Source organism: Hathewaya proteolytica DSM 3090 (genome assembly GCF_900142225.1).
In the GTDB taxonomy this organism is placed as follows: domain Bacteria; phylum Bacillota; class Clostridia; order Clostridiales; family Clostridiaceae; genus Hathewaya; species Hathewaya proteolytica.
Genome location: NZ_FRAD01000004.1, coordinates 204,394 through 231,142 on the forward strand (window position 1 = coordinate 204,394; position 26,749 = coordinate 231,142).

21 protein-coding genes and 1 riboswitch are annotated in these 26,749 nt (G+C 34.7%); of the genes, 20 read left to right on the forward strand and 1 reads right to left on the reverse strand.

The window, feature by feature from the left end:
- Window positions 1-25 precede the first annotated feature (25 nt).
- Window positions 26-658: a DUF4397 domain-containing protein gene (locus tag BUA73_RS02505; RefSeq protein WP_178139205.1), complete on the reverse strand. Its 633-nt coding sequence runs from the start codon at window positions 656-658 to the stop codon at window positions 26-28.
- A gap of 234 nt (window positions 659-892) precedes the next feature.
- Here BUA73_RS02505 and BUA73_RS02510 point away from each other — a divergent pair, with 234 nt between their 5' ends.
- From BUA73_RS02510 to BUA73_RS02605, 20 genes are all read left to right on the forward strand, one after another.
- Window positions 893-2,341: an aminoacyl-histidine dipeptidase gene (locus BUA73_RS02510; protein WP_072901957.1), complete on the forward strand. Its 1,449-nt coding sequence runs from the start codon at window positions 893-895 to the stop codon at window positions 2,339-2,341.
- Between the two features lie 212 nt (window positions 2,342-2,553).
- The gene (locus BUA73_RS02515) at window positions 2,554-3,006 is read left to right on the forward strand and encodes a hypothetical protein (protein WP_072901959.1); all 453 of its coding nucleotides are present in this window, start codon (window positions 2,554-2,556) and stop codon (window positions 3,004-3,006) included.
- A gap of 44 nt (window positions 3,007-3,050) precedes the next feature.
- On the forward strand, window positions 3,051-3,509 hold the full coding sequence (locus BUA73_RS02520) for a Fur family transcriptional regulator (RefSeq protein ID WP_072901962.1): 459 nt from the start codon (window positions 3,051-3,053) through the stop codon (window positions 3,507-3,509).
- 33 nt (window positions 3,510-3,542) lie between these two features.
- Window positions 3,543-5,348 (forward strand): oligoendopeptidase F, encoded by a 1,806-nt coding sequence (gene pepF, locus BUA73_RS02525; protein WP_072901965.1) that lies wholly within the window; start codon window positions 3,543-3,545, stop codon window positions 5,346-5,348.
- Window positions 5,349-5,378: 30 nt separating this feature from the next.
- A complete protein-coding gene (locus tag BUA73_RS02530; protein ID WP_072901967.1) occupies window positions 5,379-6,374 on the forward strand; it encodes a rhomboid family intramembrane serine protease in 996 nt (331 codons plus the stop codon).
- A gap of 15 nt (window positions 6,375-6,389) precedes the next feature.
- Window positions 6,390-7,424 (forward strand): YkvA family protein, encoded by a 1,035-nt coding sequence (locus tag BUA73_RS02535; protein ID WP_072901969.1) that lies wholly within the window; start codon window positions 6,390-6,392, stop codon window positions 7,422-7,424.
- Window positions 7,425-7,534: 110 nt separating this feature from the next.
- The gene (locus BUA73_RS02540) at window positions 7,535-7,714 is read left to right on the forward strand and encodes a YtxH domain-containing protein (protein ID WP_072901971.1); all 180 of its coding nucleotides are present in this window, start codon (window positions 7,535-7,537) and stop codon (window positions 7,712-7,714) included.
- 210 nt (window positions 7,715-7,924) lie between these two features.
- The gene (locus BUA73_RS02545; protein ID WP_072902065.1) at window positions 7,925-9,229 is read left to right on the forward strand and encodes a helix-turn-helix domain-containing protein; all 1,305 of its coding nucleotides are present in this window, start codon (window positions 7,925-7,927) and stop codon (window positions 9,227-9,229) included.
- Between the two features lie 22 nt (window positions 9,230-9,251).
- Window positions 9,252-9,932, forward strand: a complete 681-nt coding sequence (locus BUA73_RS02550; protein ID WP_072901974.1) for a helix-turn-helix domain-containing protein — start codon at window positions 9,252-9,254, stop codon at window positions 9,930-9,932.
- Window positions 9,933-9,995: 63 nt separating this feature from the next.
- Entirely contained in the window at window positions 9,996-10,529 is a 534-nt protein-coding gene (locus tag BUA73_RS02555) for a hypothetical protein (protein ID WP_072901976.1), read from the forward strand.
- A 204-nt stretch (window positions 10,530-10,733) separates the two neighbouring features.
- Window positions 10,734-13,334 carry an ATP-dependent chaperone ClpB gene (gene clpB / locus BUA73_RS02560; protein WP_072901979.1) on the forward strand — a complete coding sequence of 867 codons (2,601 nt, stop codon included), beginning with the start codon at window positions 10,734-10,736 and terminating at the stop codon, window positions 13,332-13,334.
- 57 nt (window positions 13,335-13,391) lie between these two features.
- Window positions 13,392-13,820: a hypothetical protein gene (locus BUA73_RS02565; protein ID WP_072901982.1), complete on the forward strand. Its 429-nt coding sequence runs from the start codon at window positions 13,392-13,394 to the stop codon at window positions 13,818-13,820.
- A gap of 115 nt (window positions 13,821-13,935) precedes the next feature.
- Window positions 13,936-14,118: riboswitch (cobalamin riboswitch) on the forward strand.
- Between the two features lie 162 nt (window positions 14,119-14,280).
- Entirely contained in the window at window positions 14,281-15,432 is a 1,152-nt protein-coding gene (locus BUA73_RS02570) for an ABC transporter substrate-binding protein (protein ID WP_072901984.1), read from the forward strand.
- A 44-nt stretch (window positions 15,433-15,476) separates the two neighbouring features.
- Window positions 15,477-16,505, forward strand: a complete 1,029-nt coding sequence (locus BUA73_RS02575) for a FecCD family ABC transporter permease (RefSeq protein ID WP_072901986.1) — start codon at window positions 15,477-15,479, stop codon at window positions 16,503-16,505.
- Entirely contained in the window at window positions 16,502-17,716 is a 1,215-nt protein-coding gene (locus BUA73_RS02580; protein ID WP_242942312.1) for an ABC transporter ATP-binding protein, read from the forward strand. The genes BUA73_RS02575 and BUA73_RS02580 overlap by 4 nt, the downstream gene beginning before the upstream one ends.
- Complete coding sequence (locus BUA73_RS02585) at window positions 17,697-18,854, forward strand: adenosylcobinamide amidohydrolase (protein ID WP_242942313.1); 1,158 nt, start codon at window positions 17,697-17,699, stop codon at window positions 18,852-18,854. The genes BUA73_RS02580 and BUA73_RS02585 overlap by 20 nt, the downstream gene beginning before the upstream one ends.
- A complete protein-coding gene (cobN, locus tag BUA73_RS02590; RefSeq protein WP_072901991.1) occupies window positions 18,847-22,644 on the forward strand; it encodes a cobaltochelatase subunit CobN in 3,798 nt (1,265 codons plus the stop codon). Before BUA73_RS02585 ends, cobN begins: the two co-directional genes overlap by 8 nt.
- A 39-nt stretch (window positions 22,645-22,683) precedes the next feature.
- The gene (locus BUA73_RS02595; protein WP_178139206.1) at window positions 22,684-23,682 is read left to right on the forward strand and encodes a radical SAM/SPASM domain-containing protein; all 999 of its coding nucleotides are present in this window, start codon (window positions 22,684-22,686) and stop codon (window positions 23,680-23,682) included.
- Window positions 23,683-23,716: 34 nt separating this feature from the next.
- Window positions 23,717-24,742 carry a magnesium chelatase ATPase subunit I gene (locus tag BUA73_RS02600; RefSeq protein WP_072901995.1) on the forward strand — a complete coding sequence of 342 codons (1,026 nt, stop codon included), beginning with the start codon at window positions 23,717-23,719 and terminating at the stop codon, window positions 24,740-24,742.
- Between the two features lie 12 nt (window positions 24,743-24,754).
- Window positions 24,755-26,680 carry a magnesium chelatase subunit D family protein gene (locus BUA73_RS02605; protein WP_072901997.1) on the forward strand — a complete coding sequence of 642 codons (1,926 nt, stop codon included), beginning with the start codon at window positions 24,755-24,757 and terminating at the stop codon, window positions 26,678-26,680.
- Window positions 26,681-26,749: the final 69 nt, after the last annotated feature.

Consider the following 26,749-nt stretch of genomic DNA (forward strand, 5'->3'; position numbering starts at 1 on the left):
TATATAAAGGCAGAACTCTTTTGTTTTAGCTAAAAAATGATATATAGGAATTTCCGTCTAGTGGTATAAGAACCTGCAGTGGTGGGGTGTCATCTAAAAGCCCTACTAAATAAATAGTATAAAATTTATTTGGAAGTAGTTTCATATTTGGTACATACAATACTGAGTTTGTGGTGTTTGATAAGTTAATATCTATGTGGTAAATACTGGGTTGTAAAGATATATAGCCTTGCTTTTCAGTATAGCCAACATTTTGAAATAAAACTATTCCTTGAGATGTAATAACATCTACAGGTAGAGTATTAGGAGATAGATGTACAAGCCTTAAATATGATTTACTGGTGTCTATCTGTAATTTTGGATCTTTTACAGGGAAAAGTGATAAATCTTTTGCATCCTTTCCAATGGCACACACTGTTAAAATTTCATTTGGAGCAATTTTTATATCTTTTTCATAAATGAGCACAGCAGTGCCTGCTCTAAAGAGTTTTACATTGTATGTTCCAGAAGATATAGGCAAATACTCGGTGAATCCTTTGTATTGTAGATTTTTTATGGTGGGTATGCTGTTGATATATACATCTACAGCGGGAGTTTGTGGAGAAGCGTGCAAAACACGTATAAATGATTTTATAGCATTGGGGATATTTACTTCCATTGAAATCATCCTTTCAAACATTATCAATACTAATATATTTTACATATGGGATTTTGATACCAAATTCACAGAAAACTTTTGTATATAAAATAAATTGTTTTGTAGAATCTTCTATTTAATTAATTAAGCTTAGATTGGGTATACTACATAAGAAATTAATAGTATATAATAAGATTGTGTTATGTTTAAATAGTCTTATGACATACAAAATACACATAGAAAGGCGTGATATATATGTTAGAACAGTTAAAAGAGCTTAAGAGTTATGAAGTTTTTAAGTTTTTTAAAGAGATGAACCAGATTCCAAGGGGATCTAAGAATGAAAAAGCTATAAGTGATTGGCTTGTAGATTTTGCTAAACAACGCAATCTAGAAGTAATTCAAGATGAAGCTTTAAATGTTATCATAAGAAAGCCAGGCACAAAAGGATATGAAAATTCACCTATAGTTGTGATTCAAGGTCATATGGATATGGTCTGTGAAAAGGAAGATAGCAGCAACCATGATTTTGAAAAGGACCCAATTGCATTTATAGTGGATGGAGATATGCTAAGAGCAGACAAAACAACTCTTGGCGCAGATGATGGTATTGCTGTGGCTATGGGACTTGCTATTCTTGATTCTAAGGATATAAGTCACCCACCAATTGAGCTATTAGTTACAACAGAGGAAGAAGTGGGGATGGGTGGTGCAGAAAACCTAGATCCTTCAAAGATAAAGGGAAGAAAGCTAATCAATATAGATTCTGAAGAAGAGGGCGTATTGCTTGTAAGTTGTTCTGGAGGTGTAAGAACAATTTTAGATATTCCTGTGGAGAGAGAACAAAATGAGGAGAGATGCTACAATATTACCATAGATGGTCTTCAAGGTGGACACTCAGGTATGGAAATCCACAAGCAAAGAGGTAACGCCAACAAGCTCATGGGTCGCGTGCTAAGCGATTTGAATAGCAACTGTGATATTAAAATTGTAGATATCAATGGTGGAGCAAAGATGAATGCCATTCCTAGAAGTTGTTCAGCTGCTTTTTCTACCAATGCTAAGGAAGAAATCATAGAAAAATTTGCTGTAAAATGGCAACAAACTCTATCTAACGAATTTTCATCTCAAGATAAAGATGTAAAGGTGACTTTTAAATCAGTTAAAAATGAAGGTAAAAGCTTTACAAAGAAGAGCACTGAAAATATAATATCAGCATTACTTCTTATACCAAATGGTGTGCAAACTATGAGTATGGAAATAAAAGGACTTGTGGAGAGTTCTAGCAACTTAGGAATAGTTTTAACAAAGGATTCCATGGTAGAATTTGAAAGTGCTGTGAGAAGTTCTGTAAGTACTCTCAAGGAAGAAATTGTGGTTAGAAGTGAGCAATTGGCAAAGCTTTGTGGTGGAGAACTAAAAAAAGAAGCTGACTATCCTGCATGGGAGTACAAAAAAGATTCTGAACTTAGGGATACTTGTGTTGGAGTATTTAAGGAAATGTTTGGAAAGGAACCAGAAATTTCAGCAATTCATGCAGGGCTTGAATGTGGATTATTCGGTGGAAAATTTGGAGACGACATGGATATGATTTCTATGGGACCAGATACTTTTGATGTTCATACTCCAAAGGAACACATAAGCATTCCTTCCATCGACAGAATGTATCAATACTTAATAGAGATTCTAAAAAAACTAAAATAGAAATACCAAATTAAATATAGAGTGATAAATATAGAACAATAAATATAGCTATATAGTTAAGAGCATCCTGTGGTGAAGCTACTTTTGTCAATGAGACTGAGTGGTTTCACAATGACACGATGCTCTTTACAATTCAGCCTAAATAGGAAAATTAATAATATGTTTTTTTCTACACATAATATAAAAGAAATCAAATTTCCAGGAGAAAACATATGAAGAAAAAAGTTTATATTTATATTATGTTGATTTTAAGCACGGTGTTTGTAATATGGTATTTTTATGGTAACCGTATTTCCATAGGCAGGGCCATAAAGAAAAGGCGACAAGGTATGGAGGGGAACTATTCAAAGGTTATAATAGATAAAACAAGCAGTGGGGATGTTGTACTTATCACTGAAGATGATAAAATAGTGGATAAGATAATGAATTATATAATTCCATTTACGGTGGAAGTTAGTGACGAAAATATTTTGTTAGGTGAAGATACATATACAATGAATTTTTATGGAGACAGTCTAGATGATGGGATGACAATAACCATAAACAATGGCAACTTGGTGGAGATTTACACCATCTATAAAAACAAGACTGAGATAAAAACTTATAAAATAATCGGCAATGTGTTGCGTATTAATGATATTTTGGAAAAAGCTAAATCTTCATAGAAATATGGAGAGTGCTGTGGTAAAATGATACTGAGGTGGTGTATATGAAGGCAGAAGAGTATTTGAGACAGTTTAATATAAAAGTTACTAAAGGAAGAATAAGAGTGTTAGATTGTTTTCTAGAAAAAAATTCTCCTATGACAGCAGAGGAACTTTACTTTATTCTTAGAGATGAGGATGTAAAGGTGGATTTGTCTACTATATATAGAACACTAGACGTTTTTGAAACAAAAAATATTGTAAATAAGATAATAGGTGAAAATGGTACCTTTAAATTTATATTAAAAAAGAATGTACATAAGCATAAAATTCAGTGCTCAATTTGTCATAAGGAAGTAGAATATGAGTGCCCTATGCCACAGATTGAAGAAATATTGAGGAAAGAAACTGGCTTTTATGTAACTTGTGGGGACATTACACTGGAGGGCATATGCCACAAGTGTAAGGAAGATAAGAACAGCAATAGTGACAATAATAACAACAATAATAACAAAAAAAAATAGAAAAAATCAAAACCTATTGGGGAGGATTATAAAATGTCTATGGAAACAGGTGTTAAGGATAGAGAGAGCATTGACAAAAAGTACAGATGGGCTATTGAGGAGATCTATGCAGATTTAGAAGCCTTTGAAAAGGACTTTGCCTTCGTAAAGGAGCAGAAAGAAAAGTTAAAGGACTTCAAGGGAAAATTATCTCAGGGACAGCAACTTTATAACTATTTAAAACAAGAAGAAAAGGTGTATAGGGTTCTTGACAAATTATACGTGTATGCTTCTTTAAAGCGAGATGAAAATACCATGATAGCTGAAAATCAAACACTTCAGCAGAGAGCAGATGTCCTATCTAGTGAAACCAATGCTATCATCTCTTATTTTGTACCAGAGGTATTGGAGATTGGTGAAGAGAGAATAAAGGAAGAAATCAATGAAGTTCCAGAGTTGAAGCTTTATGAGTTTTATCTTATGAACATATTAGATGAAAAGCCACATACATTGCCAAAGGAACAAGAGGAATTATTGTCAAAATTGGATTCTGCTTTTGGCGTTCCAGAGAATACTTGGAATATGCTTCTCAGTGCAGATTTAAAATTCCCTTGCATAACCACAAAAAATGGTGAGAAGATACAAATCAGTGATTCAAATTTTACGGCTTACCTTAAATCTAAAGATAGAGACCTTAGATTTAAAGCCTTTAAAGCTGCCTTTGGTGCATTTAAGGATTACAAAAATACCTTCGCTTCTTTGGTGCTTTCATCCATTAAAAATTTCGGTGTAAAGGCAAAAATGAGAAATTATGAAAATGCATTGGAGTACGCATTAAAGCCAGATCATATACCTGTTAAGGTTCATGAAATTACTCTTGATACCATTCATAAAAATTTGCCAATACTTCACAAATATATAGCTTTAAAGAAAAAGGTATTGAAAGTAGACGAGCTTCATATGTACGATATGTATGCACCATTGGTGGATAAAGTAGAAGATAACATACCTTACGAGGAGGGTGTAGAACTTATATTAAAGGGGCTTGCACCACTTGGCAAAGAGTACCTTGATATATTTAAGAGTGGTATAGAAAATAGATGGGTGGATGTTTACGAGAATAAGGGTAAAAAGGGTGGAGCATACTCCTGGGGTACCTACGACACAAAGGCTTATGTACATGTGAATTACAGCAATCACTATAGCGATGTTTCCATGTTAGCTCATGAAATGGGACATTCTATACACTCCTATTATTCAAACCACAATCAGCCATATATATATTCATTCCATAGTGGCTTTTGTGCAGAGGTAGCTTCTACAACTAATGAGTCCTTATTGGCTAAATACCTTATAGATGTAGAGGAAGATAAAAATAAAAAAATGTTTTACATTGCCGCACAATTAGAGCAAATGAGAATAGTAGTATTCAGGGCAGCTCTATTTGATGAGTTCGAACATCGTATAAATTTAGAACTGGAAAAGGGAAATATATTATCAGCAGATGATATCTGCAAAATCTATCATGATTTAAATGTTATGTATTATGGAAATGATATTGTGGTGGATGATGATATTGACATGGAGTGGGCAAGAGTAGTACAATATTTCTCAAATTACTATAACTATCAGTATGTAACGGGATTCTCTGCTGGTAATTCATTTAGTAAGGCTATTCTAGAAGGTGGACAGGAAGCTGTAGACAAATACCTTACCTTCTTAAAGAGTGGGAATTCTTTAAATTCCATAGAACTTTTAAAACGGGCTGGTGTGGATATGACCACATCAAAACCATTACAGGATACTTTAGACGTATTTGCAGAGAGAGTAGAAATGCTTGAGAATTTACTAACAGAATAAAATAATTAAAATGAAATGATGGTAATTTAAATGGAAAAGTCAGACAAGGTAATTCTTCAATATTTAATAGATGAATTCAGATATGGTGTTTCTGAAATAAGACTAGGGAATGTACCCAATACTTGGTGTGTATCAAAGATACATGAGGATAAAATAAATTATATTGTGTTTACCGAGGGTGGAACACAAAGATATTTTAATGAGTATAGACAAAGTATACTGGAGAAAACTTCTGGATTAAATATGAACGTTCAAGTCTATGAGTGCTTTTTGAAAAAGAATGTGGAAGATGTAATCAATCCCCACATGGAGCTCCTTGCAATTAATTTTTCAAAGGAGACCATGGAAGTTTATGGCATGGTAGACGAATCTGTGCTCTACGAAATACAATCATCTTTGCAATACTATAAAAGCCGATCCCGCGGTTCAGGGGAATTCTTTCATGAAAATAAAATAGTAGTGGCACTGATGGCTGTAAATATTTTGGCTTATATTATTGAAATTGTGTCAAATATAAAGATTGGGGGCGGCATTCTAGACATAGATATATCTGTGGTCTATAAGCTAGGGGCTCTTACAAATATCTCATACATTGGAAATGAATTTTATAGATTTATCACCAATATGTTTCTCCATGGGGGGCTACTCCACATTGCCAGTAATATGTATGCCTTGTTTGCCATCGGACCTCTTGTAAGGCAAGTTTATGGAGAGAAAAAATTCCTCATAATTTATTTTGGATCCGGGCTAATTGCCTCTTTACTTACTTCTTTAACATTGGAAGGCGTGGCTGTGGGGGCTTCAGGAGCTATATTTGGATTACTAGGTGCTACTTTAGTTTTTGCATATAGAGCTAAAAAGAAGATTGGCAAGGGTCTTCTTTTAAATATTTTAAGTGTAATAGCTATCAATATTTTTATTGGTTTATCTGTAAAAAATATATCCAACATGGCCCACATGGCTGGACTGGTGGCGGGTATGTTAATAAGTTCTTTTATGTACGTATATACTTATAAGAAAAAATAGAGTGGGGGTGTAGAGGTGAACGTTAATAACGTAAATATAAATGTTAGCAGGGAAGACTTAAAAAGCATTATCGAAGACGTGTTAGTGTTGGCAAAGGTTGATGGGCTAAAAATATACAAAATAGACTATGTGGAAAGTAGGCTTTTTATTGAAGGGTCTTATAAGTTTAAAGTGGAAATTCCCTTTAAAGGTATATTGAACATAGAGGGAGTAGAGAAGAATTTTTTAAGGCTTAGAATAGCAAAGATATCCATTGCGAAGTTGCCTATTCTTCCCCTTATTAGAAAAACTGCTCTTAAAAAATTGCTAGATGATTTTATGGTTATCGGCATTATCTCCCATCAAGACATGATATATGTAGAGCTGGATACAGTGCTGACTATAGTGCCTTATGTAACTTTTATTCTAAAGGAAATATATATAGAGGGTGATTATCTAAAGCTATCTTTAGATAATCTTCAGTATAACCAAGATAAGAACTTTATTCCCTTTGAAGAAGCGATGAAAAAAAATGAAAAAATTAAAAGTGTTAGGGAGTTAAATCCTGAAAAAAAGCAGGAGATAATTCAGGTTGTGTTGAACTCTAAAAACAAGGTTACTGATGGATATACTAATATTAGAAAAAAAATAGAGGACAGCGTGAGCCCACAGTATAAGGAATTGTTACAGTATTCCATGGTAATTCCAGATTTGATATCCTTAGTTTATAGGTTGATAAAAGATCCTAGGGTTAAAAACAGCAATAAAGTTTTGCTAGGAGTTGTAGGTGCTTACATAATATCTCCTATAGAACTTATTCCCGATAAAATACCCTTTATAGGAAAAATTGATGAGATCACTCTTATATGCTTTGCCCTTGATAGGGTACTAAACAATGAGGATGAAAATATCATTTTGGAGAACTGGGAAGGAAAAGACAATATAATAGACTTAGTAAGAAATGGCGTTAGAATACTAAAGGGCATTGTTGGAACTGACAGTATAGAAAAAATCTATAAATATATAAATAATCATTTAAAAAAGAAATGTGAGCCAGAAGCACAGCATTAATTAATGAAATTTGTTGTATGGTAAAATTTGCATTGAACATTTATGATTAAATATGAAAAAAATACACATTCTAAGGGTAAACATAATTATTTATGAAAGGATGTGTAGTGATGAGTATGAAATTTATAAGAGGCATGGCAGCTGGTACGCTTTTTGGTATGGCAGCAGGTATAATGTTCGTTCCATCTATGAGTAGAACTACGAGAAGAAAGATAAGAAGAGCCAATAAGTACATGTTAGGCACAGCAGAAGATATAGTAGGTTCTATGAAAGACATGGTGGAAAGATAATTTTAAAGCAATAGGTACAAAATAGTCATGAAAAAAATTTTTTCATGACTATTTCAATTATATATTAAAAAAAAACAATAAAAAGTACATATTTTGCAATTGGTTTTTGCAAAATTGATAATATTTATGATATAATATTATTAAATTAAAAAAAATAATGTAGTTATGTTACAACATTAGCTATGAAAAGGAAGAAAACCTAATATGGAAATGGAAATTTTATCTTTAGGAGAAAAAATTAAAAGAAAAAGAAAGGATTTGAGCATGACTTTAAAAGATCTTGCTGGAGATAGAATAACTCCAGGTCAAATAAGTCTTGTAGAATCTTCAAAGTCCAATCCTAGTATGGATCTTTTAGAGTATTTAGCAGAGCGGCTAGATACCACTGTAGAATATTTGATGGAATCAGAAGAAACACAGGCAGAGAAGGTATGTAAGTTCTTTCAGAATGTAGCTGAAACCTATGTATTACAAGGAGATGCAGAAAAAAGCGAGCTGTATATTGAAAAAGCACTCTTTTATGCTAGTCAATATAAGCTTGAGTACATAGAAGCAATGTGTCTGTATCTTAGAGGCAAAATACATTTTATAAGAAAAGAATACGCTTTGGCACAACAAGTTTTTTTGTCCGCTAACATTATATTTATAAAATTGAGCAGACAAGAGGAGACGATTAATACGTTTCTAAAGCTGGGGGAAATTACCCTCATCCTTAAATCTTACGAGTTAGCCAATACATATTTTAAACAAGCTGAGAAAGTTTATATGGACAACGACGTAGAAAATGATTCCATGATAGGAAAAATATATTACTATATAGCTTATTCCTATTTCAAACTAGACAACATAGAAAAGTCCATGAATTACTCTTATTTAGCTGAGAAGAAATTTATACAGCTAAATGACAAACACGAATACGCTAAGTCATTGCTTTTAATAGGAGAGCAATATTCTAGGAAAAAAGACTTAGATAAGGCTATTTTGTATTCACAGAAATCATTGAGTATATACAGACAACTTGATGATGTAAAGTGTATATCAGAGATAGAAAACAATATTGGCCAGTTATTCTCTAATTTTGGAAACAGCCAAGAGGCATTTTTACACTTAGGAATTGCTGAAAAAATGAGAAGAGATAATAGAGATCCAAAGGTTGTGGATACACTTATCTGTATATGTGAAGAGTACATTAAAACAAAAAATCTTGATTCGGCAAAACAAGTTCTTGAAGACATCATGAGCGAAGTACAAAATGGAAATAAACATGCTCTAGTGAATTACTATCTACTAAAATACAGAGTAGATATTCAAGAACAGAATTTTATTGAAGCTGAAAACACTTTAATAATAGGCTTAAATTTTTCAAAGAGTATGGGGTATAAGAGAGAAGTGGAGCAAATTTGTATGATTTTAGGAAAGTTCTATTTAGATAAGGGTGACGAAACCCTAGCAGCTAAATACCTTAATGAGGGTGTGGAACTATTAAAAGAATTAAGAATGGTAGATTGTATATAAATTGTTCAGATAGGTGGTTAATATGGAAATACTATCAACGGGGGAAAAGATTAAGAGAGCAAGGATTTACAAGGGCTTCACATTAAGAGAATTGTGTGAAGACAAAATTTCTGTGTCCAAAATGAGTTGTATTGAAAATAATAAGATAAAACCTGAACCTTGGATACTAGAGTATATTAGCAAAAAGCTGGATATAGAATTTGAATACCTTCAAAAAGACATTAAGGATCATCTAGATGAAAATTACGAGATGATAAAGAAAAATATTGGTTCAGATAAAGTTGTAGAAGAAATTATCGTAAATTTAGAGTATGCGGAATCCTGCCAATACTATGATACAGCGATAAAGTTGATTCATGTATTGTCAAAAAAGTATTTGGAACAGAAAAATGAAGAAGAACTAAAGAATATACAGTGCAAATACTATGAATTATATGAAAAAGTGTGTACAAAAGAAAACCAAGCCTTGTATTTTGCAGATTTAGCTGACTATTTGCAGCTTATAAAACAGTATGAGCAGGCAGCCAACTACTATAAGAGTGTTAGATTATTGCTTATGAAGTCTAAAAAAGAAGAGAAGATGTCTTTTGATAAAAATACAATGATCTGTGAAATGATTTATGGGGAAGCAATTTGTTATTTCTTGCTTAAACAGTACAAGAAGTCTTATGATGTTTTAATAAATAATGAGATATATATATAGCCAGCTAACGAGAGAAAACTTAAGTTTAGATGCTATTCTGTTTTGGCTTTCCTGTGTTATAAGATGCAGGAATCATCTTACAAGCAGTACACAGAGCAGGCTAAATTATGCTATGAAGAAGACAAAGCTTTTGAAGCTAAGCTGTATATTGAATATGCTTTTGTAAAATTAGAAGCAGGCAATAAAGAAGAGGCTTTTAAAACTATGGAAATAGCTATGAAAACATATTCTAAGGACAAAGAAGATGAATACATATCCTTCCTTTTTGAAATTTGTTATTATTTAATTAAATATAAACAAGTGGACAAGTGTTCTGAAATAATAAAAAATGCTGTGGATATGGCTATTTTGATTCAGAATAATAGGCTTATTGAAGAAGCTTATTATATAAGTGGATTAGTTGCCATAGAACAAAAAAACCAAATATCTGCAGAAATGAATATGAGTATATCCTTAGATTACTTAAAGAAAGTAGGAAGTAAGGAAGAACTGTACAAAAGATACATAAAGCTGGGCGATATGTATTACAAATTTGGCAATGTGAAGGATTCCTTAAAATATTTTAATCAAGCCTTGGCCATTAGCAAATATATTTAAAATACAATTTTCTTGCTTTAGTGGGAGCCTGCTCTCTTGCTAAAGCGAGAAATTGCATTTTATTAAAATATAAAATTATTAACTTACAATGTATACACAAAAAGTTAATAATTTTTTTGTATTCTATACAAAGTGTGTATTAATTTTTCTATATAGTAGTATTATAATAAGTATAAACAGAATATAAGTATAAGGAGGTATATTATGGATGTTGAAAAATTAACTGTAAAAGTTCAGCAGGCAATTAATGATGCACATAGTATAGCTGTAAAATCAAATCATCAACAGCTAGATATAATTCATATGTTTATGGCCCTTATTGAAGAGGATGATGGGTTAATTCCAAATGTTTTTCAGAAAATGGGTATAGATATTAAGGCTATGAGAAGCTATGCCAACATGGAATTGAACAAACTTCCTAAAGTTTTAGGTGAGGCTGGAAGGAGTTCAGGAATATACCCAACTAGAAGATTTGAAGAGATTTTTATAAAGGCAGAGGAAATATCAAAAAGATTTAATGATAGCTATATAAGTGTGGAGCACGTTATGCTTGCCATGATGGACCTAGACGAAAAGGGACTTGTGGGAAAGATTTTAAATAATTTTGGCATAACAAAGGATGGATTTATGAAGGTGCTCATGGAAATAAGGGGCAATCAAACTGTAGATACCAATGATCCAGAGGGTACTTATGATGCTCTTAGCAAGTATGGACGAAATCTCATAAATGATGCAAAGAAGCACAAGCTTAACCCGGTAATTGGAAGAGATGATGAGATAAGGCGAGTGGTTAGGATTCTTTCTAGAAGAACTAAAAATAACCCCGTGCTCATTGGAGAACCTGGTGTAGGTAAAACCGCCATTGTGGAAGGCCTTGCTCAGAGGATTGTAAGTGGGGATGTGCCAGATGGCTTAAAAGATAAAATAGTATTTTCTCTTGATATGGGAGCATTAATTGCTGGTGCAAAATACAGGGGAGAGTTTGAAGAACGATTGAAAGCAGTTTTAAAAGAAGTATCTGCCAGCGAGGGCAAGATAATTTTATTTATAGATGAAATTCATACCATAGTGGGTGCAGGTAAGACTGATGGAGCTATGGATGCAGGAAATCTAATTAAGCCAATGCTAGCTAGAGGAGAGCTTCACTGTATAGGAGCTACTACTTTTGATGAGTACAGAAAGTATATGGAAAAAGATAAGGCACTGGAAAGAAGATTCCAGCAAGTTCAGGTAGATGAACCTTCCGTGGAAGAGTGTTTAACAATACTAAGAGGGCTTAAGGAAAAATTTGAAGTATTCCACGGAATAAGAATCCACGATAATGCATTGGTAGCAGCTGCAAAGTTATCTTCTAGATATATAAACAATAGATTTTTGCCTGATAAGGCTATAGATTTAGTAGATGAAGCTTGTGCTATGATAAGAACTGAAATAGATAGTCTTCCAGCTGAAATGGATGATATTAGAAGAAGAATATTTAATTTAGAAATCGAAAAACAAGCTTTATCCCATGAAAAGGATGAAAAATCTTTGGAGAGATTGAAACAAGTAGAAAAGGATTTAAGTAATCTTAAAGATGAGGATAAAGAGTTTACCGCAAGATATGAAAGAGAAAAGTCACAGATACATGATATAAAAGATCTTAGAGAGAAGCTAGATGAGAGAAAAGGTGAATTGGAAAAGGCACAAAGGGAATATGATTTAAACAAGGTAGCAGAGCTTCAGTATGGAGTTATCCCTAGCCTTGAGAAACAGCTGCAGGAGAAGGAAACACAGCAAAATAGCAGTGATAAAGGTACTCTTTTGAAACTGGAGGTTACAGAAGAGGAAATATCCGATATCGTTTCAAAGTGGACTGGAATTCCTGTTAAAAAACTTGTGGAGGGACAAAAGCTGAAACTTTTAAGATTGCAGGAAGACTTACAGCAACGTGTTATAGGGCAAGAAGAAGCTGTGGAGGCTGTTTGCAATTCTGTTCTAAGGGCTCGTTCAGGTCTCAAGGACCCAAAAAGACCAATTGGATCATTTATTTTTCTTGGACCTACTGGTGTGGGTAAGACTCAATTAGCTAAAACCCTTGCCAACAATTTATTTGACAGTGAAGATAATATCATAAGAATTGATATGTCCGAGTATATGGAAAAGCATGCGGTATCTAGGCTTGTAGGAGCTCCTCCAGGATATGTGGGATATGAAGAGGGTGGACAGCTAACAGAGGCTGTAAGAAGAAACCCTTACAGTGTTATTCTTTTTGATGAGATTGAAAAAGCTCATGAAGATGTATTCAATATTTTCTTGCAGATCCTAGATGATGGAAGACTTACAGACAACAAGGGCCAAGTGGTAGACTTTAAAAATACTATAATCATTATGACCTCAAACCTTGGAAGCCAATATCTTTTGGACAATATTCACCAGGGAAAAATTCCAGAGGAAGTTAAGAATAATGTTCTAGATGAGCTGAAGAGGCATTTTAAACCAGAGTTCATAAACAGGTTGGATGATGTTATTATATTTAAGCCACTTGCCATGGACAGTGTAGAACATATTGTGAACATTTTCCTAAAGGATACAGAACACAGGTTAAGAGATAAGGACATTACTTTATCTATAAGCCATGATGCAAGCCAGCTCATTGCAAAGGAAGCCTATGACCCTATTTATGGAGCAAGACCTCTTAAAAGGTATATTGAGAACTACATCGAAACAAATATTGCAAAGATGATCATTAAAAATGAAGTTTATCAAGGACAGAAAATAATCATTGATGCTGAAAATGATGAGTTGACTTTTAAAGCTGAATAATTTTTAAAACATGAGACACACTACTAACAAATTAATTTGTAAAGGGTGTGTCTTCTTATGAGTAGTGAAAACGAATTATTAAATTATATTTTGCAGAATGCGGAGATGGGCAAGGATACCATAAACCAATTACTTTCTATAACTGAAGATGAAAAATTCAGACAGGAATTGAGAAATCAATTGGCAGAGTATATTGGTATATATGAAGAGGCAAGGAAAATGATCAGTGAAAAGGGGGGACAAATAAAGGAAATAAATAAGATTGCCAAAATATCCACTGATATGTCTATTAATATAAAAACTATCATGGATAAATCTGTTTCGCATATAGCAGAAATGATGATCAATGGCAGTGTTATGGGTATTATAAATATAATCAAAAAGCTTAAAGAATATCATATAAAAAATGATGAAATCTCAAAATTGGGTAATGATCTGTTGAAAATTGAAGAGGATAATTTTAATAGATTAAAGGAGTTTTTATAATTTATTAGATACATTTTTGCTTAGTACAATAAGACTCTATAAATAACAATAAGGTGAAAATAAAATAAGAAACCAGTTGAAAACTTGTCCAATATGCAATATAATATGAATGAACTAAATAATATATGTTTTTGGTACTTCGTGTTGAAGTTTAATAGGGAAAGTGGTGAAAGACCATTACAGCCCCCGCTACTGTAAGCGACTACAAAGTGACATAACCACTGGAATAAAGTTCTGGGAAGGGTCATGGAGGTTATAAATCGCAAGTCAGGAGACCTGCCATGAACATACATGCATCAAAGATTTCGGAGGGAGGTCAGTGTGAGTCGTATTAAATGTGTAGGATACGTGTTTTATTGTGTCGTGGATATTTTTTAGAACTTCCTTTTGTGAAATAAAGGGAGTTTTTTTATGCGTATTTTTATTAAAACTAGTGAAGAATATAACTGGAGGTAGAAAAATGAAAAAAAGTACAATAAAAAAGTCTATAATTTGCCTTATGACTGCTATTGTCATGTCAATGAGCATGGTGGCATGTGGCAAAGCTGGTAATAGTACAGAAAAGAAGGATAATTCGACTAGCAATACGGAGCAAAAGAGCTTTGAAAAGAAAAAGGTAGAATTAAAGTATGCAAAGGGATTTAGCATAGAATACGTTGCTGACGGCGTTACAAAGGTGGTAGATGGCGAAAACAGAACTATTATTATAGCGAAAGATGGAAAGAGTGTGCCAGAGGAGTACAAAAACGAGACAATTATAAATGCACCAGTAAAAAAAGTTTTTATAGCTTCTACAACACAGGCATGTTCACTTAGAGCTATTGATGAACTTAACAGCATTGTAGCCACCACATCAGATGCCAAGACATGGCAGATTCCAGAAGTAAAAAAGGCCATTGAAGATGGTAAAATTCAATTTGTTGGTGGAGAAAAGCCAGATTATGAAAAGCTAGCAACAATAAAACCGGATCTTACAATTGTTTATACAGGTACATATGGACAAAAGGATTTGATTGCAAAACTAGAGGAATTGAAATTAAATTACGTGGTTGACAACGAGTATATGGAAGACAATCCTTATGGAAGAATGGAATGGACAAAATTAATTGCAGCCTTTTATGGAAAGGTAGATGTGGCAGAGAAGCACTTTGATGGCATTATCAAAAAAGTAGAAGAAACAGCAAAGAAAATTGAAGGCGAAAGTAAGCCTAAAATTGCTTGGGCTTCTGTGTACAAGGGAATTGCATATATTCCAGCAAAGGGCACATATGTAGACAAGATGATTGAATTAGCTGGTGGCGAAAATCTTTTTAAAGATGCAGATACTTCAGGACAGATAAGCATTGAACAGTTATTTGAAAAAGCTAAGGATGCGGATATTCTAGTTTACTCATCAACTGAAAGCTACACACCTGACCAAAAGACTATATTGGATGCCGCTCCTGTTTTAAAGGATGCAAAGCCAATAAAAGATAACAAGGTTTGGGTTTTAGGCAATGATTACTGGCAGTCTATTGATAAAACAGATGAAGTTATTGTTGATTTAATGGAAATATTACACCCAGGTAAAACAGGTGAGAGTGCAAGACATTTTGTTAAGCTAGAAAAATAATTTTAAAGTATATAAACAAAGGATAATACTAGAGGAGAAAGCTGATGGATTTTATTCAAAAGTCAAAAATAAGAGTTACATTAACTTTTGTCATGTTGACGTTGGTTTTAATAGCATCCTTTATATTGTGTATAGCCATGGGTTCTGTAAGAATCGGAGCTAGGGAGGTTGTTCACACTCTATTGGAAGGAGCTGGTGGTGATTCAACTTACAACACAATAATATGGAGCATTAGATTTCCAAGGGCTATAGCATCTATTATTGGGGGCTGTTCTTTGGCTGCTGCTGGGTTGCTATTGCAGATATTTTTTAAAAATCCTATTGTAGAGCCTTATGTTCTAGGTGTATCATCGGGTGCCACTTTATTCGTGGCACTTGTTATGCTAGGAGGCTTTTCATTGGGAATCACCAGCATGTCATCCTTTGCCATGTTTTTAGGTGCTTTTTGTGGTTCGCTTGTTGTCATGGTGATTGTTATTCTATTTGCCAGCAGAGTAAAAAATGTGGTTACCCTTCTAGTGATTGGGATGATGACAGGCTACATATGTAGTGGTGTCACAAGTATACTTACAGTTTTTGCAGATAAAGAAAAAATAAAAGGGTTTTCAATTTGGACAATGGGGAGCTTTGGAGGCTTTACATGGGAGCAAGTAAAGGTGCTTTGTATTATAGCTATTCCTGCATTGCTTTTAAGTATGTTTCTTGTTAAGCCACTAAATGCTTTCTTACTAGGTGAAGAATACGCAAAAAGTATGGGTATTAATATAAAATTGTTTAGAATTTCTGTGGTAACCATTGCTAGTCTTTTGGCGGCTGCAGTGACAGCCTTTGCAGGTCCAGTTGGATTTATAGGTTTGGCTGTGCCTCAAATTGCCCGCCTTACATTTAGAACAGCGGATAATAAAATCTTGGTTCCCGGAACCATGCTTTTAGGCGGAATTGTAACTTGCCTTTGCGATCTTATTTCAAGAACCGTGCTGTCACCTATGGAGCTTCCCATAAGTTCTATTACAGCTTTCATCGGTGCACCAGTGGTTATTGTTCTTATATTGAGGAGGAAGACCACATTATGATTATGTTAGAAACTGAAAATTTAAATGTTGGCTACGGTAAAAAAGTTGTGGTAGGGGATGTGAATATAAAAGTTAAAAAGGGAGAAATATTGTGTCTCCTTGGTGCTAATGGTGCCGGAAAAACTACCACACTAAGGACCATATCTGGACTTTTAAACCCAATGCAGGGAAAAGTTTTGTTTAAGGGTAAGGATATAAGTCATATTGCCAAGAAAGAGTTGGCAAAAAAGATGGCCCTTGTGCTTACAAGTAGATTTACTGGTAGTTTAATGACTGTGTATAACATAGTTTCCATGGGTAGATATCCTCACACAGGTTTTTTTGGAAAGTTAAATGACAATGATAAGAGCAAGGTATTTGAAGCTTTGAAAACTGTAAACGCTGAAAACTTAATTCAAAGGTATTTTGACGAACTAAGCGATGGTGAAAAACAAAAGGTACTTGTGGCAAGAGCTCTAGTACAGGAGCCGGAAATAATAATATTAGATGAGCCCACGTCACACCTTGATATAAAGCATAGGCTAGAGCTCATGGAGATTCTTAAAACTTTGAGTAAAAAAAATAATATAGCCGTGGTTTTATCCTTGCACGAAATCGATATAGCCCTAAAGAGTTGCGACAAAGTTATGCTAATAAAGGGAAATAAGGTGGCAGCTTATGGAGAGCCAGAGGATGTGGTAGATGAGGAAATTTTAAATGGGCTTTATGGTCTTAAAAATAAGAACTACAACAATCTCTTAGGAGCTATAGAATTAAAAAATCCTAGTGAAAAGAAAACTTTTGTAGTTGGTGGTGCTGGTACTGCTATCCCTATTTTTAGAGCCCTTACAAAAAAGGAGATTGGTGTCTACGCGGCGGTATTGCATGAAAACGATGTTGATTACGAAATTGGAAGAACTATGGGAATAGGCATGTGTACTGTGGCACCTTTTAAAAATATTGATGAAAAAGCTTATAAGAAAGCTATTGAAAATCTAAAAAGCATGGATTACGTTGTTGATTCTGGGTTTCCCATTGGAAACATAAATAAAGAAAACGTGAAAATAATTTGTGATGCTGTGGAGCAGGGTAAAAGGGTTTATTCACTTCGAAGGAAGAGTGAAGGAAAAGATGTGTTTGGAAAATATAACGCCAAAATTGTATACAAAGATAGTATTTCTTGCATTGTAAGCGAAATTAACGGTGGGGTGAATGATGGTGAGAATTTATAAATTGTCTACGGGTGATGATGTTCACAGATATGAGAGAAGTGTAGTTTTACAATTTAAAGGAAAAAGAAAGGTGCTGAGTACTTCACCATTTAACGGTGGATATCAAGAGAATTTAAAGTACGTATTTAATCATGATGGAAACATAGGGGCTGGTGTGCCTTGTAAAATGAAGGCACCTACCTATGAAGAACATATGCGCATAATAGCAGAGGAAATAGGACTTGACCCAGACAGTTGTGCCGGCTTATCGACTGCAGCCCATATGGAGAATTTATCTATACAGAGTGAGACCTATGAAGATTTCACTGTGACTGCACTTGTAACAGGGGGAATTGAAGTCAATGGGGGACGTGTGGGTGACGTGGCCTCATATGATGAAAAGCAGGGAAAAGCTACAAAGGTCAAAGAGGGTACCATAAATATAATATTAGTTATCGATGCCGATTTGCCTGCTGGTACCATGGCAAGGGCACTGGTTACTTGTACTGAAGCTAAAACTGCGGCTATTCAAGAACTGATGCTAGATAGTAGGTATTCTAGGGGCATAGCAACAGGATCTGGCACAGATGGCACCATTGTGGTATGTAATAGTGAGTCTGAAATAAAGCTTACTAACGCTGGCAAGCACTCTAAGTTAGGTGAATATATTGGAAGAGTAGTAAAGAAGGCCGTAAAGGAAGCACTTTATCTTCAAACTGGAGTATGTGCAGATATGCAATACAGCATGCTAAGGAGAATGAGAAGGTTTGGTGTCACTGAAGATTCTATATGGAGATGTTATGAAAAAATATACGAAAGCCATATGAAGGATAAGGATAAAGCTAAAATGACTATTCCTGAATTTATGCACAATGTGCACATTCTTGATAAAAATTCGAAAATTATTACTTTTACCACCATGTATGCCCATCTTATTGATGAATACGATTGGGATTTGATAAAGAGTGAAGATGTAATTAGTGGATGCAATATGATTCTAGAAAATATACGGAATTGGAAGGAAGAGCATGGACAAGCATCTCCACATCATGGGTATATAAAATGTTCTTCTAAGGATAAGGAAGAGTTAATAAAAGGCATCATAGATGCATTTGTAGTTACAGTGGCTTTCTCAGCCGGAAGGGAAGCATATGTTTAGAATAGTTTTTTTGACAACCATGCACGATTCAAATTACATCATAAATAAAGTGAGCAAAAAATTGCAGCAGCAGTACCAAGGAATATTGTCTTTTAAAAGTATTTCTACTTATTATATGGACAATGATAATAGGGTGCTTAATGAGGCATTTCATGAGATAGAGAAAGCAGATTTAGTCTGTTATTTTGCCCATGGTGGTATAAATAATTTTAAACATTATCCTCAGATGATGATGAAATTCGGGAAAGATAAGTATTTCTTTATGCATTCTGGCATGGAGGATGAGTGCAAAGAATTAATGAACAAATCAAATATGTCACAGGTGGTTTACAATGGCATGTTATCTTATTTCTTAAATGATGGTGAAGAAAATATAGAGAACATGATAAGGTTTGCTGCTAGAAAATTGGGACATATAGACATAGAATATGGAAATGTAACTTTGCCACAGTGGGAAGGTTTGTATTATGGTGGAAGGATACTTTCAGAAGAAGAACAGCAAGACTTTCTTTATAGGGTATATAGTGATGAAAAGCCTGTAATTGGAGTTTTATTTTATGGAAGTTCTGTCCACCAAGATAATTTACAACATGTAGACGAGATTATAAAACAAATTGAAAGTGAAAATGCCACAGCATTGCCAGTGTTCACGCATACAAATAAAGATGAGGAAATAGGAGCTAAGGGTATTCAATGGAGTTTTGACAACCTATTTACAGTGAAGGGAAAACTTTTGCCAGAGGCTGTGATTAATTGCATGGGTATGTCTACTAGTATACTATCTACTCCAGGTGATGGGAATAAGGTTGTAGATACAAGTATATTTGAACAGTTGGACATGCCAGTAATACAAGCTATGACTACGTATCAAAGCTATGAAACTTGGAAGAATAGTGTGCAAGGAATTGATGCCATGTCTCTTACCAGCAATGTATACTACCCCGAATTTGATGGACAGATTATAAGCGTTACGGCTTCTTATGCTGAATACGAAAGTGATGAAAATGGCGATAGAATTTTGTATAAGCCAATACCAGAGAGAATTAATAAGATTGTAAGACTTACAAAAAATTGGATAAGATTAAAGAGGACCAAACCAGAAGAACGAAAGGTTGCTATCATTTTCCACAACATGCCACCTAGAAATGATATGATAGGATGTGCTTTTGGGCTTGACACTCCAGCGACAGTTTTTAACATTGTGAATGATTTAAAAAAAGAGGGCGTAAAACTAGATTATGATTTTAAAAATGGTGATGAAATCATCTACAGAATCATTGATGGTGTTTCCAATGATAAGAGATGGCTCACAGCGGAAAAAGCTTTAGACAAATCCATTGATATTATTGAGGCAGATAAGTATAGAGGATGGTTTGAAAACTTAGATGAAAAGGTAAAATCTGAAATGGAAAGAGACTGGGGTGAGGCTCCTGGAGATTTCCTTGTGTTTGATGGAAAGATGCCTATACCAGGTATTTTAAATGGCAATGTATTTATTGGACTTCAGCCATCAAGAGGATATATAGAGAAGGCAGAACAGGCTTATCACAGCACAGAGCTTGTGCCACCTCATCAGTATTACGGATTTTATAAATGGATTAAGGAGGACTTTGGAGCCCACGTAATTGCACACATTGGGACTCATGGAACGCTGGAATGGCTACCAGGTAAAGAGGTTGGCTTAAGTAATCAATGCTATCCCGATGTTATGATAGATGATCTCCCTCATCTGTATCCTTATAGCATAAATGTAACGGGAGAGGGTATACAGGTAAAGAGAAGATCTAATGGTGTTATATTGTCCCATCTTATTGCACCTATGACTCTCAGTGAAGGCTATGATGACATATCACAACTAGACGATCTTATAAAACAGTATTATCAGGCTGTAATAATGGATCAGGGGAAAATGCCATTAATTAAGCAGAGTATCATTGACCTTTGCATTGAAAATAAATATGATGAGGACCTTAAAGTAAATAGAGAGTATATGGAGAAAAATTTCCAGGATTTTATGAGCACTCTTCACGCTTATATTGAAGAGCTTAAGGGAAATATAATAAAGGATGGACTTCATATTTTTGGACAGTGCCCTAAGGAGCATAAATTAAACAATATGATATTTGCATTACTTAGAATAGATAGTCACAATATGCCGTCTATAGGACGAGCTGTAGCTGAAATTTTTGGATTGGATTTTACTTATATGAAAGAACATGGCACAGAGATGTATAAAGGCGGCCTTACAAATCTAATGATTCTCGATGATATTAATAAACTATCTTTAGAGATTATTGATGAATTTTCTATCCATGATTTTGAAATTGATACTATAGATCAGTGCATAGATGAGGCATTAAATAAGCATGAAGGTGTGCTTTCTATAAGTAATATGGGCTTTGCCCAATGCCAACAGGGAAGAGTGTCTATAAACAAGCTTTTAAAATACATTAGCGGTGTAATTCTTGGAAAATTATATGACACAAAAGAGGAGTTAACTAATTTCTGCAAGGGTGCTAGGGGCGAATTCGTGAAACCAGGAAAATCAGGATGTCCTACTAGAGGGAATATAGATATTTTGCCAAGTGGAAGAAATTTTTATTCCATAGATCCTAATTGTGTACCTTCTAGAAGTAGCTATAAAGTTGGTACTTCTCTTGCAAAGGATTTGTTAGAAAGGTATATAAGAGATGAAGGCAAGTATCCTGACAGTATCATGATTATCGTTTATTCAGGGGAAACTATGAAAACTAATGGAGACGATATTGCCGAAATTTTAAATTTAATGGGTGTTAAGCCAATTTGGCTAGAGGGTACGGACAGAGTTATTGATCTTGAAGTAATTCCTATGGAGGAATTAAATAGGCCTAGGATAGATGTAACTTTGAGAATAAGTGGACTTTTCAGAGATACATTTCCTAATTTAATTGAGCTTATTGAAGAGGCTGTAACTTTGGTGAGTCAATTGGAGGAGTCCTATGAAGTTAATTATATAAAGAAAAATATTGAAGAAGAGATAAGCAATCTTATGAAAGATGGAATTTCACTGGAAGAGGCTTCAGAAATGTCAGGCATAAGAGTGTTTGGATGTCCTGCAGGAACATACGGTGCTGGAGTATCCCAGCTTATAGAAAGTAAGCAGTGGCAAAACAGTGACGACCTTGGGAGATCATATGTAAATTGGAGTGCCCATGCATATAGCAAAAAGCTTCATGGAAAGAAATTAGAATCTTCTTTTATTGCTAGGTTATCTAAAACAGATATTACGGTAAAGAATGAATGTTCAAAGGAAATTGACATGTTGGAGAGTGATGATTTTTACAATTATCATGGAGGCGCCATGGCTGCTGTTAAAATGGCTAGAGGGCAGTATGCAAAAGCATATTGTGGGGATACTAGCGATCCTTCAGATACAAAGCTGAAAGATGTCAATGAAGAAACTGCATTTATAATGAGGTCAAGGATTTTAAATCCAAAGTGGTTTGACGGACTTAAAGAACATGGCTATAAGGGTGCACAGGAAATTTCGGCTATGATTGACATTGCTTTTGGTTGGGATGCTACATCAGAGGTGGTAGAGGACTGGATGTACGATAAAATGTGCGATGCCTACGTCTTAAATAAGGAAAGACGAGAATGGATAAGTGAAGTGAACAAATGGGCCATGCACAACATGAGTGAGAGGCTTTTAGAAGCCAATCAAAGGGGTATGTGGAATACAACTGAGGATAGATTAAAGGAACTAAGAAAAATATACATGGATACGGAGGGTGACCTAGAAGACTATTAATTTATAGGTCATGGATCTAATATGGAGAACATTAACCTTATGCAAGCAAAAGAAAAAGTAAACTACTTGGTGATATGGTGTACTAATATGTGCAATCTTAGATGTACTTATTGTTATGCAAAAGATAATCTGGGAAATGAGGATATGGACCTAGACACGGCAAAAAAGGCCATAGATATATTGGAGGACCGTGGAACTTTGGTATTGGCTGGAGGAGAGCCTTTACTTAATTTTCAGTTGGTGAAAGACATCTGTTCCTATATAAAAAGCCAAAGTAGAGATATTAAGGTTAGTATCCAGACTAATGGGACTCTTATAGATGAAAATATGGCTTGGGAGATTAAAAATCTTTCTATTGGTGTTGGCGTAAGTCTTGATGGAAAAATAAAAGTTAATAATCTTTGCAGAAGTAAGGGTAGGGAGGCCATGGAAGGTATACTAAATTTGAAAAATCAAGGGGTGCAGGTAAATCTCAATGCTGTTATAACAAAGAACAATATTGAAAAGCTTCATGAATTGGTTGATCTTGCATACTATATGGAAAACGTCAATGCCATAGGTCTTGATTTGCTTAGAAGTAATGATTTAAGTCTTAGGGTCAACGAAACTCAAGTATACCAAGGAATAAGGGAAATGTGGAATAGGGTTGAAAAGTTATCATCTCTTACAGGTAGAAAGGTTTTAATAAGAGAAATAGAAGATGCGAAAAGAAGAATAGATACTTCCTATAAAGCTTGCAATTACTGTTACGCATCAAAAGGTCAGGCAGCTGTTATTACTCCCAAGGGTGATATGTATTTGTGCGGATCATTGGTGGGAAAAGAAGAGTATTATCTTGGCAATATTAACACAAGTTATGCCCTTAAGGCATTAAAAGATATTGAATTTGATGAATGCAAAAATTGTAGTTATTGTGAGATGTGCCGGAAGGTATGTCCATCGAGGGCTATATTAAATAGCAGAGATGGCATTCTTTCAAAAGAAGAATGTGCATTGAGAAAGGTATGCTTTTCCATAGCAGAGGAAAATAGAGATTAAGAGTTAGAGCCAAGGACAAAGGAGAATTAGAGTAATGAAAAGAAAGTGTGTTTATCCCTTTACAGCAATTGTTGGACAGGATACTATGAAAAAAGCGTTAATATTAAATATAATAAATCCAGAACTAGGTGGAGTTCTAATTAAAGGTGAAAAAGGAACAGCAAAATCTACTGCTGTACGAGCACTAGCTGAACTTCTGCCAGCACGTGAAGAGGTTAAGGGTTGTATGTTTGCTTGTGATCCTCATGATAGGGGAAATGCCTGTGAGGAATGTATGAAGAAAATGGAGAAGGGTAAAAAAATAGAGGGTGTTATGGGGAAGATGAAAGTCATAGATCTTCCAGTCAGTGCCACAGAGGATAGGGTGGTAGGTACTCTTGATATTGAATATGCTATAAAAAATGGAGAAAAGAAATTTGAAAAAGGCATACTGGCACAAGCTAATAGAAATATCTTATATGTAGATGAAGTAAATCTTCTTGAAGATAGTGTAGTTGATATTTTACTTGATTCAGCGGCTATGGGCGTAAATACCATTGAAAGAGAGGGAATATCATACTCTCATCCTGCAAGATTTGTCCTTATAGGAACTATGAATCCAGAGGAAGGAGATTTGAGACCACAACTTTTAGACAGATTTGGTCTTGTAGTAGATGTCATCGGCGAAAAAAGTGTGGATAAAAGAGTAGAGGTAATAAAGAATAGACTTGAATTTGAAAAAAATCCAGAGGAATTCATAGCAAAGCAAGAAGATAATCAACATAAGCTTAGGGAAAGAATAGTAAAAGCCCAGGAAATGCTATCTAAAGTAAATATGGATGAAAAACTTTTAGAGAAAATTGCCAGACTTTGTATAGAACTTCAAGTGGATGGACATAGAGCTGATATAAGCATGATAAAGACTGCACTAACCATAGCGGCATTCAATGGAAAAGAAAAAATAACAGCAGAAGATTTAATTGAAGCCAGTGAACTCGTGCTGCCACATAGAATGAGAAAGAGGCCATTTGAAGAAAATTCCTTTGATTTTGAACTTGTCAAAAGGATTATGGAAGAATAGGGAGATGAAACTATGAGAAAAAATAGTATATTTCCTTTTACGGCCATTATAGGTCAGGAGAAGCTAAAGAAAGCCCTTATCTTAAATGTGATAAATCCTAAAATCGGCGGGGTACTTATATGTGGTGAAAAGGGAACGGCTAAATCCACAGCGGTAAGGGGACTTGCCAAGATTATGGACGGCATGGAGGTAGTAGATCTTCCACTGAATGTAACAGAAGACAGGCTTATTGGCGGTGTAAATATTGAAAGTGCCATAAAAAAAGGTGTAAGAGAGCTGGAGGGTGGTATTCTAAAAAAGGCTAATAATAATATACTTTATGTAGATGAGGTAAACCTTTTAAGTGAACATATAGTAAATTGTATTTTAGGCGCTTCTGGTACAAATAGGATAGAACGTGAGGGCCTTTCAGAGGAACATCCATGTAATTTTATTTTAGTAGGAACCATGAATCCAGAAGAGGGAGCTCTTAGGAGTCAATTTCTCGATCGATTTGGGCTTTATGTTGAAGTAACCAGTTGTGGAAGTGTAGCTGACAGAGTGGAAATTATCAAAAGAAGAATGGAGTTTGAAAAAGATTCTTATGGTTATGAAGAGCTTTGGTGCGATGAGCAGAATATTTTGAGGGAAAAGATAAATAATGCGAGAAAGAAATTAGAAAGTGTACAAGTAAAAGAACAAGCTTTAAATCTTGCAGCACAACTAGCATCCAAGGCAAATTGTGATGGACATAGAGGAGAACTAGTGCTTATTGAGACTGCAAAGGCTATTGCCGCCATGGACAATAGAAGGTATGTAAATGTAGAGGATTTGAAGGAAGCATCGGAGCTAGCTCTGCCACATAGGATGAAGGAAGCACCAATGGAACCACCACAGGATGAAAATAAGGATGATAAACAAGAAGGCAATGAAGAGGAAAATAGTGAAGACAATAAAAATGGGGATAATCCAGAAAAAAATCCTGATGAACAGTTATCTCATGATGAAGAGGATACAGAAAACAAAGAAGATGATCAGAATGACGATAGCAATGACACTGAGGAAAATGAACGTGAAGAGAATGATCATGAAAATAGTGGTGTAGATGATTTAACTGAAGAGATTTTTGATATAGGAAAAGTCTTTAAAGTAAAAAAGCTTAACATTAAGGTTAGAGACAGAAAAAAGAGGGCGGGTAGCGGAAAACGAACAAAAACAAAGACCAATGCATTACAGGGTAGGTATATAAGATACAAAGAATGCAGAGGGGCAGTTAGAGATCTTGCATTTGACGCTACCATAAGAGCTGCAGCGCCATATCAAAAATTTAGAGAGCACAGTGGAAACACATGCATATGCATAAAAGAGCAAGATATAAAGGAAAAGGTAAGAGAAAAAAGAACTGGAGCTACCATAGTTTTTGTAGTGGATGCCAGTAGTTCCATGGGCGTAAATCAGAGGATGAAAGCAGTGAAGGGAGCTATCATGTCTTTGCTTACAGATGCTTACGAAAAAAGGGATAAAGTAGGTATGGTGGCTTTTAGAAAGGATAAAGCTGAAGTATTGCTTGATGTAACAAGGAGTGTGGAAATGGCTCAAAGACAGCTTAAAGTCATGCCAACAGGGGGGAAGACTCCCTTAGGATTTGGTATAGAAAAAGCCTATGAATTATTTAAAAAGTGCGAGAAAAAAGATAAGGACATAGTTCCTGTCATGGTGCTTGTTTCAGATGGCAGGGTAAATTATCATGGTAAATCTAGTGATCCCTTTGAGGACACATTAAAAATAGCTCATGAAATACAGGATAAAAATATTCAGAGCATTGTTATAGACTGCGAACAAGGATTTGTTAAGCTTGGCATGGCAAAGGAAATAAGTGAGGCTCTGGATGCGGATTACTATAAAATTGACGATTTGAAGGCTGATGAAATTGCAAATGCCGTAAGAAATATTGTGTAAAATAAGTGGTATTAGAACTTAAAACTGGGAGTATTATGAAGGGTTAAAGCTTAAAGATGAGATTATTTA

Excerpts from the sequence above, each read along its gene's own strand:
- BUA73_RS02550 (WP_072901974.1), top strand. The coding sequence starts at position 9,252 with ATGGAAATACTATCAACGGGGGAAAAGATTAAGAGAGCAAGGATTTAC.
- BUA73_RS02540 (WP_072901971.1), top strand. The coding sequence starts at position 7,535 with ATGAGTATGAAATTTATAAGAGGCATGGCAGCTGGTACGCTTTTTGGT.
- pepF (WP_072901965.1), top strand. The coding sequence starts at position 3,543 with ATGTCTATGGAAACAGGTGTTAAGGATAGAGAGAGCATTGACAAAAAG.
- BUA73_RS02605 (WP_072901997.1), top strand. The coding sequence starts at position 24,755 with ATGAGAAAAAATAGTATATTTCCTTTTACGGCCATTATAGGTCAGGAG.
- BUA73_RS02530 (WP_072901967.1), top strand. The coding sequence starts at position 5,379 with ATGGAAAAGTCAGACAAGGTAATTCTTCAATATTTAATAGATGAATTC.
- cobN (WP_072901991.1), top strand. The coding sequence starts at position 18,847 with ATGTTTAGAATAGTTTTTTTGACAACCATGCACGATTCAAATTACATC.
- BUA73_RS02565 (WP_072901982.1), top strand. The coding sequence starts at position 13,392 with ATGAGTAGTGAAAACGAATTATTAAATTATATTTTGCAGAATGCGGAG.
- BUA73_RS02570 (WP_072901984.1), top strand. The coding sequence starts at position 14,281 with ATGAAAAAAAGTACAATAAAAAAGTCTATAATTTGCCTTATGACTGCT.
- BUA73_RS02585 (WP_242942313.1), top strand. The coding sequence starts at position 17,697 with ATGATGGTGAGAATTTATAAATTGTCTACGGGTGATGATGTTCACAGA.
- BUA73_RS02580 (WP_242942312.1), top strand. The coding sequence starts at position 16,502 with ATGATTATGTTAGAAACTGAAAATTTAAATGTTGGCTACGGTAAAAAA.
- BUA73_RS02595 (WP_178139206.1), top strand. The coding sequence starts at position 22,684 with ATGCAAGCAAAAGAAAAAGTAAACTACTTGGTGATATGGTGTACTAAT.
- BUA73_RS02545 (WP_072902065.1), top strand. The coding sequence starts at position 7,925 with ATGGAAATTTTATCTTTAGGAGAAAAAATTAAAAGAAAAAGAAAGGAT.
- BUA73_RS02505 (WP_178139205.1), bottom strand. The coding sequence starts at position 658 with ATGGAAGTAAATATCCCCAATGCTATAAAATCATTTATACGTGTTTTG.
- BUA73_RS02515 (WP_072901959.1), top strand. The coding sequence starts at position 2,554 with ATGAAGAAAAAAGTTTATATTTATATTATGTTGATTTTAAGCACGGTG.
- clpB (WP_072901979.1), top strand. The coding sequence starts at position 10,734 with ATGGATGTTGAAAAATTAACTGTAAAAGTTCAGCAGGCAATTAATGAT.
- BUA73_RS02555 (WP_072901976.1), top strand. The coding sequence starts at position 9,996 with ATGCAGGAATCATCTTACAAGCAGTACACAGAGCAGGCTAAATTATGC.
- BUA73_RS02600 (WP_072901995.1), top strand. The coding sequence starts at position 23,717 with ATGAAAAGAAAGTGTGTTTATCCCTTTACAGCAATTGTTGGACAGGAT.
- BUA73_RS02510 (WP_072901957.1), top strand. The coding sequence starts at position 893 with ATGTTAGAACAGTTAAAAGAGCTTAAGAGTTATGAAGTTTTTAAGTTT.
- BUA73_RS02520 (WP_072901962.1), top strand. The coding sequence starts at position 3,051 with ATGAAGGCAGAAGAGTATTTGAGACAGTTTAATATAAAAGTTACTAAA.
- BUA73_RS02575 (WP_072901986.1), top strand. The coding sequence starts at position 15,477 with ATGGATTTTATTCAAAAGTCAAAAATAAGAGTTACATTAACTTTTGTC.